Origin of the sequence: Pseudophaeobacter profundi (assembly GCF_029697505.1) — a bacterium.
In the GTDB taxonomy this organism is placed as follows: Bacteria; Pseudomonadota; Alphaproteobacteria; order Rhodobacterales; family Rhodobacteraceae; genus Pseudophaeobacter; species Pseudophaeobacter profundi.
This window is the reverse complement of sequence record NZ_JARJEF010000012.1, coordinates 12,131-26,157: the sequence shown is the minus strand read 5'-3', so window position 1 is coordinate 26,157 and position 14,027 is coordinate 12,131. Positions and strand designations below refer to the sequence as shown.

Sequence of the window (14,027 nt, the reverse complement as noted above, 5' to 3'; positions counted from 1 at the left end):
ATCACATCCTGAACAGGCCAAATTTGGTATCTTCGACAGGCGCATTCAGTGCGGCCCGAAGCGAGAGCGAGACAACTTCGCGGGTGTTTCGTGGATCAATGATCCCATCATCCCACAGCCGTGCCGAAGCATAGAGCGGCTGCGACTGGCGCTCGAACATGTCGATTGTCGGTTGCTTGAATGCGGCTTCTTCTTCCGCCGACCATGTGCCGCCCTTGGCCTCGATTGCGGCGCGGCGTACGTCCGCCAGAACGCCCGAAGCCTGCGCGCCCCCCATCACCGAAATCCGTGCATTCGGCCAGCTCCAGACAAAGCGTGGCCCGAATGCCCGTCCGCACATGCCGTAGTTGCCAGCCCCGTAAGACCCGCCAATGATCACGGTGACCTTGGGAACCGAAGCCGTCGACACCGCCGTCACCAGTTTGGCACCGTCTTTTGCAATGCCGCCCGCTTCGTATTTCGAGCCGACCATGAAACCGGTGATGTTCTGCAAGAACAGCAGCGGGATTTTCCGCTGACAGCACAGTTCGATAAAATGTGCGCCCTTGGTCGAACTTTCTGAGAACAGAACACCATTGTTGGCGATGATGCCAACCGGCACCCCGTCAATATGCGCGAAGCCGGTGACCAAAGTTGTGCCATAGCGCGGTTTGAATTCAGCGAAATCCGACCCGTCGACCAGACGGGCAATGATCTCGCGCACATCATAGGGCGTCTTGTCATTGGCGGGGACCACCCCCATCACATCCTCGGGCGGGTACAGCGGTGCCTTGGGGGCCTTGAAATCGACTGTCGGGCGGGCAACCGGCCCCAGGTGGCTGATGATTTCGCGCGCCAGAGCCAGCGCATGGCGATCATCATCGGCAAGATAATCCGCCACACCAGACAGCCGCGTGTGGGTATCGCCACCGCCCAGGGTTTCGGCATCAATTATTTCTCCCGTGGCCACCTTGACCAACGGCGGACCGGCCAGAAAAATCGTACCCTGTTCACGCACGATAATGGTTTGATCGCTCATCGCGGGCACATAGGCGCCGCCAGCGGTACAGGAGCCCATCACGACAGAGATCTGCGCTATGCCCTTTGCGCTCATCCGGGACTGATTGAAAAAGATCCGGCCAAAGTGGTCACGATCTGGGAAGACCTCGTCCTGATTGTTCAGGTTCGCCCCGCCGGAATCGACAAGGTAGATACAGGGGAGATGATTTTCCTCGGCGATTTCCTGTGCGCGCAGGTGCTTTTTCACCGTCATCGGAAAGTATGTTCCGCCTTTGACCGTCGCGTCATTGCACAGGATCATGCAGTCGCGCCCTTCGACGCGACCGATCCCCGCGATTGCCCCCGCCGAGGGCACTTCGTCATTATAGAGACCCGAGGCCGCGAACAGGCCCACCTCAAGAAACGGTGACCCAAGATCCAGCAACCCGGCAATTCTATCACGCGGCAACAGCTTGCCCCGCCCAACATGGCGCGACCGCGAAGATTCTGAACCGCCGGTGACAATACGCGCCGCTTCAGTTGCAATCTTTGCGTATTGCTCCTCCATGGCTGCTGCATTTTCTAGAAACTCTGCAGAGGATGGCACCTGACTGCTTTGCAATATCGTCATTTCGCTTCTTTCTTCTCGTTTTCGCAGGTCGGATTGGCGCCCTGCGATGATAAAATCGGAACGTCAGGGTTGAGCGTCAGTTGCTCATGAGTTCGGGCAGGAACAACGTGATCGACGGGAAGGCCAACAGCAGGATCAGCACGACAATTTCCATCCCGAGGAAGGGCAAAACCCCCTTGAAGATCGTTTTCAGCGGTACTTTTGTCTGTGCCGAGGCCACATAGGCATTCAGCCCCAACGGCGGTGTCAAAAGGCCAATTTCGACCGTCTTGGTCACCACAATGCCGAACCAGACCGGATTGCAATCCAGCGCCATTGCCGTCGGAAAGGCCAGCGGCATGGCCAGGGACAAAATGGCAAGCTGGTCCATGAACATACCCATGATCAGCAGGGCCAGAATGATGATGCCAATGATGACTTCACGTGGCATGTCGGTGGTTGCCACAAATTCAAGCAGGCTGTGCGTGATGCGGGTAAAGGCAAGGTAGTTGGAGAAAATCGCCGAACAGGCGATGATTGTGACAATCATCACTGTCGCGCGGATTGCGCTGCTGACGGACCGGTTGAATTGCACAAAGCTCAATGTGCGTTGCGCCAGCACGATCACAAGCGATCCCATCACCCCGAGGGCTGCTGCCTCCGACGGCGATGCAATGCCGCCGTAAATTGCGCCAATGACAGCAAACATCAGCAACACCATCGGCAGAACGTGTCGGCTTTGCTTGACGGCTTTACCTAAGACAAAGGGTTCGCCCTTAGGGGCCTGATCTGTGGTATGCGCGATGATTTTGATCACCACGCCCAGGCCACATGCGGTCAGCAGGCCCGGAATGATCCCGGCGATGAACAGTTTGCCGATCGAGGTTTCGGTCAGCACGCCATAGACCACCAGCACGATCGAGGGCGGAACAACCACCGCCAAGGTGCCACCAACACTTACAACAGCAGCGGCAAGCCGGTCGGAATAGTTATGGCGACGCATCTCTGGAAAGGCCGAGGCAGACATCGCAGCCGTCGAGGCAGTGGAGCTGCCAACCAGCGCTGCAAGTAGCACAGAGGCGCCAACCGTCGCGATGGCCAAACCACCCTTGAAATGGCCGACCCAAGATTGGCAGGCAATGATCGCGCGGCGCGTGACGTCCCCTGCGGTCAGAAGTTCCGCCATCAGGATAAACAACGGGATCGCAACCAAGATGAACGAGGCAGACGAGTCAAAGAACGTCCGTTCCAACACCGCCAGTGCAGGGCGAACCCCAAGCTGAGCCGCGAGGCCAAGTGTGCCGGCAATGCCCATGGCAAAGGCGATCGGCACCCGTGCTGCCATAAGAACGGCCAGAAGAATAAGGATGACAATAAAGGTAAGCATCTAGGTAACCTGCGCTCCGTAAGTGGCAGGCGGTCGCCGAAACGACCGCCCGGTTATGTGTTTTGGAACGTGGATTTATTCGCTGGTCAGTGCGCGATAGGTCGCGAGCACAGCAGAGGCTTTGTCATCCTGAAGACGTTCGGCCCAATCAACGCTGACAGCCTGCAAAGCGTCTGAAATCGACGCCAGCTCTTCTTCGCTGAACGCATAGGTGTCGATGCCTTCTGCTTTCCACTCTTCGATCAAGCCCTCAACCGAAGCATCCTGCGCCTGCGCCACGCGGATCGCGCTTTCATTGCCAAGCTCAAGCATTGTGGCCCTTACTTCATCCGACAGGCCATCGAACAGTTCAGAGCGCACGACCATGATAAAGCTGTAGCCGCCAAAGGACCCATTGGTCGAAATATGGCTGACAACCTCGTTCAGCTTGTATCCCGGAACAGAAGCGAGCGGGAACAAGACGGAATCCAGGCGACCGCGTTCAACCGCAGTGTAGACCTCTGGGCCGGGAATAGAGATGCCAACCCCGCCAAGCGCGCGTGCCGTCATCGCCTGGGTCGATCCCGAGGTGCGCACGTCAAGACCGGCCCAATTGGCGGGCATCCCCAGCCGCGATTTGGCCAGCACCTGATAGGGTGGCAGAACAAAGCCAAAAATGGGGGTCACGCCAGCGGCCAGAATCTCATCGCGCAGGGGGCCGTCTGCAAGCATCTTTTGCAGGGTCGCGGTGCCCTGTTCCGCAGAGCTGTAGTAGCCCGGTAGACCCACCACCGAATTCAGCGGCAAGGCATCGGCGTGATAGGATGCGCCAAGCAAGGCGGCATCCAGAATACCATTGTTCACTGCATCCAGCTGCGCTTTGGATTTCGCCGCCTGTTGCGAGGGGAAATGTTCAAATGTAATTGCGCCGTCCGTGGCCTGGGTCACGGATTCCATCCATTTTGCCGTTCCCTCGATTGAAACGATATGGCTGGTCGACTGAAAGTCACCCAACCGTAGCGTTTCCGCCTGGGCTGTCAGACCAGCAAATGCAAATGCACCTGCGACGACTGCAAACAACTTGTTCGTATGTTTCATCTCATTCTCCTCCCATTGAATTTGTTGTGCGCTCAAGCAGGGGTTCCGGGTTGAACGCATCGTAGAGCAGCCGCAGAAGCAACACGCTGCATCCCAAAGGGATAACGGCGTAGGCCCAGCCAAGCGGCCAATCGATTGCCCCGTATTCGACATCACCATGCAGGATTGCTTTGAAAGCAAACTTGCCGGACATCCACGTGACTGCAGCAAAGAATGCCGCAGGCAAAAGCAGGCGCAATTTGGCGACTACCGTATCGAGAACGCCAGGTAGGTGGCGCGGCATGAAATCCAGCGCCAGATGCCCACCGTCGCGAAAGACCCGCGACAGGGACAGGGTGGCAAGAGCCGGCATCAGGTAGAGCTCGGTCAGTTCGAACTGGATTTGCACCGGCTTGTTGAAGAAAAGCCGGAGCAGAATATCCGCATTGATCAGCGCCGCGACGGCGACGAGGCCGAGGCACCCTCCGAGATGAAGGGTGTCCTCGATTTTTATCAGAAGTTTTTCCAGTGGTTTCAACGGTGCCTCCCCAGCAGTTGAATCGTGGTGGACCTCAGCGTTTTGGCAGTTCGACGATTGCCGTACCGACAGCCGACATTTCGCCATCTTGTTGTTCTGCACGCTGCTTGATTTCCAGCAGGTAACGCCCATCTTCCTCAAACTTGCGAACGACGCTACCGTGGATCAGGATGATGTCACCCTCTGGATTGTGGCGGCGCACTTCGCAGGTGGATTTTGCCAAGAAACCATCATCACCCATCCAGTTTGTGACCTGATGTGTTAGCCATGATGTGCGCTCGGGGCCGTAGTCATAGGCACCCGGTGCGCCGACTTCCAGGGCAAATTCTTCTTCCCAGTGCACCCGCTCGGGGCAATCGGGGATACCGAATTTGTTCTTTGGTCCGGCGCTGGGGTGTTTCTGCTGCAACTGCCAGGCCAGTTTGTTGGCACGGATATAGAGACCGCCCCACCCCTGCGCATAGGCAATAAAGCCGGTGGCTGTCATCGGGCCCTTGACCATTGTTGGCAGTTCGTCGCCTTCGTTGACGTCATCCCAATAGCGGGTCTCGGCACCGCGGATGGTTTCCTGTTCGTAATACTTGTAGTATTCCTGAAGCTCTGCATCGGTCCAAACCTTGCGACCGTTCTTTTTGGCCTCGGTGTACTTGGTGCCGTTTTCGCGCGCCTGGTCGCGATCGGTACGGAAACACCAGCTGTCGGCCTCGGCCAACATTTCACCGGTTTTCGCATCATAGAAATCCACGTGATAGATCTGCTGGATCGCCTTGCCAGCAAAACGGGTATCATGCTCGATCAAGTCTTTCAGATAGGCCTCGGTGCGGAACTCGGTGTTGCGCAGGATCGGCTTGTGCCATGTCCAGTTTGCACCCGACCACATGGCATGCACGCCCGGCAGGCCACCAACATAGCCAGAAATGATCCGGCTGGTCGAAAACAGAAAGCTGGGCAGCGCCAGAACATCACCGTATTTGGTGGTCTTGGCATATTCGGGATCACACCACAGCGGATTGTCGTCGCCAATGCCGTGGGCATAGTGGCGAATATTGTCGCGGGTGGCTTCATAGCACCAAGGCTCAACCGTTCTTTCGATCTTTACGCCAACGCGTTTGCGCAGATCTTCCAGACCTTCATCGGTGATTTTCGGAAACTTCCGTGTCATGTCGTTCATCTTCTTCTCCTTGGTATATGGGGGTGGCGGGTCGGATTATTCCGCTGCCGCCAGTTTTTCAGCTTCCTGATCTCTCAGGACTTTTCGGTTCACTTTCCCGGCCGGTGTCTTTGGCAGGTCGGTGACAAATTCGATTTGGCGGGGGTATTCGTGGCGGGCGAGCCTGGAGCGCACATGATCCTGAATGCTTTGGACCAGGTCAGGCGTCTCATCTCCCTTGAGGATGATATAGGCCTTGACCACCAGCCCGCGCAGCGCGTCGGGGGCGCCGATCACCGCGCATTCGGAAACTGTCGGATGGCTCAGCACTGCGTCTTCAACCTCGACCGCGCCGATTGTCCAACCTGCGGAAATGATCACGTCATCTGCCCGGCCGCCGTGGTAGAAATAGCCATCGGCATCGACCCGGCCCAGATCCTTGGTCTGGAACCACTGACCGCGTTTCTTGACCATCAGCTCGCCGGTTTCGTCGGGATCTGCAGCCGATCCGTCTGGCCGCTGCACCTCCACTTCGACGCCGGGCACAGCCTTGCCCATTGCGCCATCGCGCACTTCCAGATCATCGGCGCCGGGATAGTTGGCGATGATGACGCCAATTTCGGTGGTGCCGTACATCGAACGCACCTTGGTGCCAAAAACCTGCTCAACGTAGCTCGCGGTTTCCGAGTCGATCGGCTCGCCGGTGAAGGACAGCTTGTCAAAGGAATAGGTGAAGTTCTCGGCTTCGCCAGAATTGCGCATCATACGGTAATGCGTTGCCGCAGCCGTCAGGTTGGTGATGCGAAAATCATGCAGGGCCCGCAGCAGGCGAACGGCATCGAATTTTCCACTGAATGTGCCCGTCGATACGCCCATCGCCATCGGCGCAAGTGTACCGTGCCACAGACCATGGCCCCAAGCGGGCGAAGACGGGCAGAAGAAACGATCTCCGGGGCGAATGCCCGTAGCATAGAGCGCGGCAACCATCAGCGTTACAATCGACTGGTGACTGTGTTTGACAGCTGCGGGCAGCGCACGCGTGGTGCCCGAGGTATATTGCAGAACCGCCAGATCGCGGCCTGCCGTGGCGCAATCATAGGATGCAGGAAAATCGTTCAACCCGTCCAGGAAATCCTGATCGACCACGGTGACATTCTCGGCGCCCCCTGCAAGGGCATCGGGGGCCTTTTCGGAATTGGTGAAGAACACTGCAGGCTTGCAATCACCGACACGCAAACGAATTCCATCTGGCCCGAACAGCGAAAACATCGGCACCGCGACCGCGCCGCTTTTGATCACGCCAAACATCGCCGAATAGAAGGCCAGAGAGGGTTCGATCATCACGGCAACGCGGTCGCCTTTCTTGATGCCCTTGGCGTCCAGATAATGCGCGATCTGCGAAGATCGGCGTGACACCTCTTCAAAGGTCAGAACTTCATCAGCGCCGTCAGAATGCGCGATCCGAAGCGCCACGTTGTCCCCGTCGACGTGCCGATCAAGGCATTCATGCGCAATGTTGAACTGCGCTCTATCGCCGTCGAACAGCTCCCAAAGCTTCTCTTTCGAGTAATGCTTTTGAGCGTCCGCATAGGACGTGAATTCCGTCAAGCGGGTCATTCCCATCTCCTCCCCAAAATTTTCAGCAGGCCCCCAGAAGGTGTGCCCTGGCTCGTTGACAAGGGTAGGGATAACGATCATCTATTGTCAATATGGTTATCTTGTTGTACATATACAATGAAATGACATTGGAAAGAGGCCTGAAATGACAAGCGACGACAAGAAACCCACAACCAAACGGCAGGTGCCTGCAGTCACGCGCGCCCTTGCAATATTGAGGTTTTTGGCCCGCTCGAATGAGCCGGTGGGCGTAAATCCGATCGCGAGAGAGCTTGGGCTGATCCCCAGCACCTGTCTGCACATTTTGCGCGTTCTCGAAGATGAAGGCCTGGTTGAATTCGATTCGAATCTGAAGCGCTACACGATCGGAATTGGCATTTTGCCCCTCGCGCGTGCCGCCCTTCAGCGCAATACATTCTCGGTTTTGATTCAGCCAAAACTGTCAGAACTATCCGACAAATTCGGGGTGACCGGTATTGCCACCCAACTGTCTGAACCGGGGCAGATGGTGGTCATTGCCCTGTCGCAATCCAACATTCCATTCCGGCTTCAGGTGGATCTGGGCAGCCGCTTTCCAGCCCTGATCAGCGCCACGGGCCGCTTGTTCGCCGCCTTCAACGTGCAGGACGATGCAGAGCTGACAGAGCGCTTCCACAAGCTGACCTGGGATCATCCCCCCTCGCTTGAACAATGGCGCGAAGAAGTCGCAAAGGCGCGCGAGCTTGGCTACGCGGTGGATCAGGGAAGCTATATTTCCGGCGTGACGGTTGTTGCCGTTCCGGTCTTTGGCGCCAGCCGCAAGATGACCCGCTCGATCGTGGCCATCGGTATTTCCGAACGCCTGCAGGACAAGCAAATCCCCAAATTGGTCAAGGCAATGATGGCCATCCGGGAAGACATCGAAAAAATACAAATAGACACTGGGAGTTAGATCGTGACGACACATGACATCGCGTCGGAAGAGTGGCGAGAAATGAAGATTGACGGCTTCATGGCGCTGATCGGTCCGCTTTTGCGCGCCAAGAGTGCGGAGCACAAGCACAGGTATGCGCTGCAAACCAATGAAAGCCACAAGAACCATCTGGGGATTATTCACGGCGGTGTCCTTACCAGTCTTTTGGATCAGGTGATTGCGATTACCGCGTGGAACGCGGCAGATCGCCAGCCCACAGTGACCGTGCAAATGGAAACGCGCTTCCTGGGCGTCGCCCATGCTGGAGACTTCCTGACAATCCAGCCTTCAATTCGGCAAGCAACGCGGTCTTTGGTGTTCGTCGATGCCAACATCACCTGTGACGACAGGCTGATCGCAAGTGCCTCGGCAGTGATGAAAATTTCAAAGACTTCGGGAGAAAAATCATGAGCGATACGCAACAACAAACCGCTGCTGGCCCGCTGGCAGGCATCAAAGTTCTCGACTTTTCACGCATTCTGTCCGGCCCATATGCCAGCATGGTTCTGGCGGACCTTGGCGCCGAAGTTATCAAGGTCGAACCGATCACATCCGGCGACGAGACCCGCAACTTCCCCCCGTTTCAAAACGGCATGAGCCATTATTACATCGCACTCAATCGCAGCAAGAAAAGCATCTCACTTGATCTGAAATCACCCGAAGGCATGCAGATTGCCAAAGACCTGGCACAGCAAAGCGACATTGTGCTGGAAAATTTCCGCCCCGGTGTAATGGATCGGCTGGGCCTCGGATATGACACGTTGCGCGCCGAAAATGAAGGGTTGCTCTATTGTTCGATCACTGGCTTTGGCGCCAACAGCCCGCACGGCGACAAGCCCGCTTTTGACATCGTGGCGCAGGCGCTGTCGGGCGTCATGAGCGTCAATTGTGAACCGGGGCAGGCTCCGAACAAGCTGGGCATTCCCCTGGGCGATATGGCCGGCAGTATCTTTTCGTTGTTTGGCTTGCTCGCGGCCCTGCATGAACGCAACGCCACAGGGCGCGGCAAGCATATCGAGGTTGCAATGCTCGACAGCCTGATCGCGCTGCAGGGGTATCTCTCGCAGATTTACTATGTTTCCGGTCAAAGCCCGCAACCGGTTGGCACCCAGCATCCCAGCATCGTTCCCTACGGGTCGTTCCCAACCTCGGACGGGCACGTCATCGTGGCCTGCTTGACCGAACGGTTCTGGCATAACTTTGCCCGCTGCCTCGACCGCGCAGACCTGATAAAAGACCCTCGCTTTGCGCTGTATGACGCGCGGCTTGCCAATCGCGATGCGCTACAACCCATCATCCACGCGCGTATGACCCAAGACACCACCGCCTACTGGCTGCAAAGACTGGAAGAATTCGACGTGCCAAGCGCGCCGATCCTGTCCATCGGCGAGGCGCTTGAACAAGAGCATGTTGCCAAACAGGGGCTGGTCGAAGAGATCACACATCCGCAAATCGGCGACATGAAATTGGTTCGCGGTCCGATCCGGTTCGACGGCCTTGGTCCGGCCAAAGCCAAAGCGCCATCAATGCTGGGGGAAAACACTTTTGACGTTCTGTCCGACCAGTTGGGGCTTCAGGCGTCGGATATCCAGAAACTGGTTGCGAAAGGGGTGGTGAAAGGTCTGCCATAAGGCAGGCCATCAGGTGTACTCTGTCCGATCAGACCCGCTTGTGACCCGCCCGCTTTCCTCTGGGCCTGTTCTGCAATCCGGCACCCGCATTCAGGGCTGCCCCGGCTTGCAGGCACGAATGGCATAGCGATGTTCAGAGCGGCGCAGCATGGATTTGCGCCAGCCAAACTGCGCCCCTTGTGCGCGGTGGATTGATGCAAGTCGCGTGTCGATGCTGACCTCGCCATATCCGGCAGCCTGCAGCATCGTGGCCACCGCATCGGCACGCGCCCCTGCGCTGAAATGTACCCGCGCAAGAATATCTTCGTGTCGGGTGGCAGCGGCCGAAACACTGGACCGACGCCGCCCGGCTGATCCCAGCTGCAAGAGCATCCGCGCCAGCCAGCCGCGTGACACGAAATCACCATCCACAACCAGCAGGACCCCGCCGGGGCGCAGCACGCTAAACCATTCTGCAAAGGCCGCCGCCGGATCCACCAAGGTCCAGACCAGGTGGCGGGTGACGATCACATCCATACTGGCTGATGGCAGCATCGTGCGCTCTGCATCTGCCTGTAGAAAGGTCACCTCTGGCAGCTTGCTGCGTGCCCGCTCCAACATCGGTTCCGACCAGTCAAGACCAGTCACCACAAAGCCCAACCTTTGGCACAGGCGCGCGATCTCGCCAGTGCCAGAGGCAAGATCCAGCAGCGCACGCCCTTCCCCATCCCCCAGATGACGGCGAAACAAGGCCTCCCAGGCGGCCATTTCGCTGCCATCGGCGATGCGGTGGCCCGGTTCATCGTCAAAGGTAGCAGCGCGATCAGACCAATAGTCGCGAATTTCGTCGCGCAAATCTCGGTTGCTTGATGTCAACGTGCCGCTCCAGTGTCGTTTTCTCCAACTACTCTTAACATAGTAAAACTGTCAACTTTATAGTTGACTGAAAAACTCAGAAAGAATAGGCGAGCATCCAAGACCCCTCTTCAGGAGCACCACATGACCCTTCATTCCATTCTCGGCGCCAGCGCCCTAAGCCTCTTTGCTGCAAGCATTGCGCTTGCCGACCCGATCACCGTGACCGACATTGCAGGGCGCGATGTCACGGTCGACGCCCCGGTTGAGCGTGTCATCCTTGGTGAGGGACGCCAGATCTTCTTTGCCGCTGTGCTGGACCGCGAAAACCCGTTCGAACGGGTGGTTGGCTGGCGTGACGACTTCCGCCAGGCCTCTCCGGAAAGCTACGAGATCTACGCCGAGAAATTCCCGCAGCTGTCGGATATCGCGACCTTCGGCGGTTTCAAGGATGGCTCATTCGATATCGAACAGGCGGTTTCCCTGAACCCCGATGTCTTGATCATGAACCTTGAGGCCAAGGCGGCCACCGACGAGGCGGGGTACGAAGAGAAATTGGCCAAGGTCGGCATCCCCATCGTATATGTCGATTTTCGTGAGAAACCCTTTGAACATACGTCGCAGTCGATGCACATCATCGGGCAACTCTTTGGCGAAGAAAGCAAAGCCGAAGAATTCAACACCTTCTATCAAGAACAGCTCGCCCGCGTTACGGATGTCATCAACGCACAGGACGACCTGAAGCGCCCGCTGGTCTTTGTCGAGCGCGCCGGCGGCTATTCCGAGGATTGCTGCATGTCCTTCGGCAATGGCAACTTTGGCCGTTTCGTAGAGCTTGCGGGGGGCACCAATATGGGGTCCGAGTTCATTCCCGGCACCTTTGGCACGGTAAACGCAGAGCAAGTCATCGCCTCTGACCCGGACCAGATCGTGGTCACTGGCGGCAATTGGGACGCCTATGTGCCCGGTGGTGCATGGGTCGGCATGGGGCCAGGTTCTAATCTTGCCGAAGCGACGCGCAAGCTTGCCGCCCTGACAGAACGGCCTGCCTTTACCGGCGTGACCGCCGTGCAAAATAATCAGGTCCATGGCATATGGCACCAGTTCTACAATTCCCCCTACAGCTTCATCGCCGTGCAGAGACTGGCAGGCTGGCTGCACCCGGACCTTTTCCCCGATCTTGATCCCGAAGCGACGCTGAAAGAACTGCACAGGCGCTTTCTGCCGGTGGACTACAAGCCCGGCTACTGGGTCTCGTTGGGCGACGCTGCAACCAACTAAACCATCCGTATTTAAGCAAGGCGGCCTGTGACCGGGCCGCCCTTCACCATTGGAGACACAATGACCACCATGGAAATACAAACCCCGGAAGCCGCGAGCACGCACAGCTACCGAAGGTTGGTGGCGCGGCGCATCGCAATCCTTGTCGGATTGACACTCGCACTGGTGCTGTCGGTGGCAGTAGACGTCTCGCTTGGACCTGCGCGCTATCCCGTGTGGGATGTGCTGCAGACAATTTTTGCGCCGGGGGGCGCCGAATTGCAGATGCGGGTTGTCGTCTGGGACATCCGGATGCCCATGGCGCTTTTGGCGGTGACTGTCGGGGCAAGCCTGTCTCTTGCCGGGGCGCAGATGCAGACGATCCTGGCGAATCCACTCGCCAGCCCCTTTACGCTCGGCCTGTCGGCTGCGGCGAGTTTCGGAGCAGCCTTGGCAATGGTGCTGGGGGTTGCACTGGTTCCCGGCGCGGTCGCGCTGATGGTGCCAATCAACGCCTTTGCCATGGCGATGGCTGCGTCACTGCTGATCTTCGGGCTCTCGACGCTGCGGGGGGTGACGGTGGAAACCATCGTCCTGCTTGGCATCGCGCTGGTGTTTTCCTTCAACGCGGCGCTGGCATTGCTGCAGTATTTTGCCTCTGAACAGGCCTTGTCAGCGGTGGTGTTCTGGACCATGGGCAGCCTGACCAAGGCAACCTGGGGCAAGGTCGCTGTTACCGCCGCGATTCTCGTGGTCTGTACGCCGCTGTTTGCCCGTCGCGCCTGGGCGCTAACAGCAATCCGGCTCGGCGAGGTCCGGGCCACTGCGATGGGGGTTCCGGTCAAACGGTTGCGGCTTGAGGCGCTGGTCCTGGTCTCGGTGCTTGCGGCTGTACCCGTCAGCTTTGTCGGCACCATCGGATTTATCGGCATTGTCGGGCCGCATGTGGCACGGTTGCTGCTGGGAGAGGATCAACGCTTCTTTCTCCCCGGCGCGATGCTGTCAGGCTCCGTGATCCTCTCGGCCACCTCGGTACTGTCCAAAGCCATCCTGCCCGGTGCCGTCCTGCCCATCGGCATCATTACTGCCTTGGTGGGCGTTCCCTTCTTTGCGGCACTGATCCTGACGAAAGGACGCAAATCATGGTAGCCCTGTCTCTGGAACACATCGGCGCAAACTATGGCCGACGCAAAATCCTGTCCGATGCAACGGCAGAGATACAGGGCGGCACACTCACCGCTTTGGTTGGGGCAAATGCGGCCGGGAAATCCACCCTGTTTCGCCGTATCGCCGGACATTTGCGGGGCACCGGTCACATCCGGCTGCAGGGGGCGGTAGCCCATGACTTGCGATACATGCCGCAGGACACGGGCATGACCGCCGCGCTGACGGTCTATGAATCGATTATTCTGGCACTGAAACAGGGCGGTGGCGGCTGGCGACTATCGGCCACAGAACTGGGCGCGGTGGACGAGACGCTGCGCCACTTCAACCTCTCTCACTTGGCAGATCAGCAGCTGTCGGAACTCTCTGGCGGGCAGCGGCAGGCGGTTTCCATCGCCCAGACGCTGGTGAGCCGCCCCAAAGTGGTGCTGATGGACGAGCCGACCTCGGCGCTTGACCTCAACCGCCAGTACGAGATTCTGGAGGCACTTCGGCTTTATGCGGAACAAACCGGTGCCGTGATGGTCCTGGCATTGCATGACCTCAATCAGGTGATGCGCTGCTGCACCGCAACCGTGGCGCTGGCGGAAGGCCGGATCCTTGCTTCTGGTGCAACGCTTGACGTGTTGACCCCAGACCTGATCCGTCGCCTCTATGGCATCAACAGCCGGGTAGAACGCTGCTCGCAGGGCTGCCCCATGATGATCGTGGACGGACCAACCGCACAGCTTGCACTGTGATGGATTTACCCTCTGGGGTATGCATCACTTCGCCGGTGTTTCTGAACGCGGTGGGGGGCCATGGCTCAGCTGAAGCTCACCCTAGAAATTGACCGCGTCAGAAGACCGGA

General features: G+C 58.0%; 13 protein-coding genes. 6 read left to right on the top strand and 7 right to left on the bottom strand.

Annotated elements, in window-relative coordinates; genetic code table 11:
- Position 1: 1 nt before the first annotated feature.
- From P2081_RS16665 to P2081_RS16640, 6 genes are all read right to left on the bottom strand, one after another.
- On the bottom strand, positions 2 to 1,609 hold the full coding sequence (locus P2081_RS16665) for a carboxyl transferase domain-containing protein (RefSeq protein ID WP_278923999.1): 1,608 nt from the start codon (positions 1,607 to 1,609) through the stop codon (positions 2 to 4).
- Between the two features lie 76 nt (positions 1,610 to 1,685).
- Positions 1,686 to 2,975, bottom strand: a complete 1,290-nt coding sequence (locus P2081_RS16660; protein WP_278923998.1) for a TRAP transporter large permease — start codon at positions 2,973 to 2,975, stop codon at positions 1,686 to 1,688.
- Between the two features lie 75 nt (positions 2,976 to 3,050).
- Entirely contained in the window at positions 3,051 to 4,052 is a 1,002-nt protein-coding gene (locus tag P2081_RS16655) for a TRAP transporter substrate-binding protein (protein ID WP_278923997.1), read from the bottom strand.
- A gap of 1 nt (position 4,053) precedes the next feature.
- Positions 4,054 to 4,569, bottom strand: a complete 516-nt coding sequence (locus P2081_RS16650; protein ID WP_278923996.1) for a TRAP transporter small permease — start codon at positions 4,567 to 4,569, stop codon at positions 4,054 to 4,056.
- A gap of 34 nt (positions 4,570 to 4,603) precedes the next feature.
- Positions 4,604 to 5,740, bottom strand: a complete 1,137-nt coding sequence (locus P2081_RS16645) for an FAS1-like dehydratase domain-containing protein (protein ID WP_278923995.1) — start codon at positions 5,738 to 5,740, stop codon at positions 4,604 to 4,606.
- 36 nt (positions 5,741 to 5,776) lie between these two features.
- Entirely contained in the window at positions 5,777 to 7,336 is a 1,560-nt protein-coding gene (locus tag P2081_RS16640) for an acetate--CoA ligase (RefSeq protein ID WP_278923994.1), read from the bottom strand.
- 145 nt (positions 7,337 to 7,481) lie between these two features.
- On the opposite strand from P2081_RS16640, the gene P2081_RS16635 reads away from it, so the two are divergent.
- Genes P2081_RS16635 through P2081_RS16625 form a run of 3 tightly spaced genes read left to right on the top strand, consistent with a single transcriptional unit; the run spans position 7,482 to position 9,919 of the window.
- Positions 7,482 to 8,267, top strand: a complete 786-nt coding sequence (locus P2081_RS16635; protein WP_278923993.1) for an IclR family transcriptional regulator — start codon at positions 7,482 to 7,484, stop codon at positions 8,265 to 8,267.
- 3 nt (positions 8,268 to 8,270) lie between these two features.
- Positions 8,271 to 8,699 carry a PaaI family thioesterase gene (locus tag P2081_RS16630; protein ID WP_278923992.1) on the top strand — a complete coding sequence of 143 codons (429 nt, stop codon included), beginning with the start codon at positions 8,271 to 8,273 and terminating at the stop codon, positions 8,697 to 8,699.
- Positions 8,696 to 9,919: a CaiB/BaiF CoA transferase family protein gene (locus tag P2081_RS16625; RefSeq protein ID WP_278923991.1), complete on the top strand. Its 1,224-nt coding sequence runs from the start codon at positions 8,696 to 8,698 to the stop codon at positions 9,917 to 9,919. Before P2081_RS16630 ends, P2081_RS16625 begins: the two co-directional genes overlap by 4 nt.
- A 90-nt stretch (positions 9,920 to 10,009) precedes the next feature.
- On the opposite strand, the gene P2081_RS16620 is transcribed toward P2081_RS16625, so the two are convergent.
- Positions 10,010 to 10,774, bottom strand: a complete 765-nt coding sequence (locus P2081_RS16620; protein WP_278923990.1) for a class I SAM-dependent methyltransferase — start codon at positions 10,772 to 10,774, stop codon at positions 10,010 to 10,012.
- A gap of 123 nt (positions 10,775 to 10,897) precedes the next feature.
- Between P2081_RS16620 and P2081_RS16615 the strand changes: the two genes are divergently transcribed.
- Genes P2081_RS16615 through P2081_RS16605 form a run of 3 tightly spaced genes read left to right on the top strand, consistent with a single transcriptional unit; the run spans position 10,898 to position 13,917 of the window.
- Positions 10,898 to 12,034, top strand: a complete 1,137-nt coding sequence (locus tag P2081_RS16615) for an ABC transporter substrate-binding protein (RefSeq protein WP_278923989.1) — start codon at positions 10,898 to 10,900, stop codon at positions 12,032 to 12,034.
- A gap of 60 nt (positions 12,035 to 12,094) precedes the next feature.
- A complete protein-coding gene (locus tag P2081_RS16610; protein ID WP_278923988.1) occupies positions 12,095 to 13,162 on the top strand; it encodes a FecCD family ABC transporter permease in 1,068 nt (355 codons plus the stop codon).
- On the top strand, positions 13,156 to 13,917 hold the full coding sequence (locus P2081_RS16605; protein WP_278923987.1) for an ABC transporter ATP-binding protein: 762 nt from the start codon (positions 13,156 to 13,158) through the stop codon (positions 13,915 to 13,917). The genes P2081_RS16610 and P2081_RS16605 overlap by 7 nt, the downstream gene beginning before the upstream one ends.
- Positions 13,918 to 14,027: the final 110 nt, after the last annotated feature.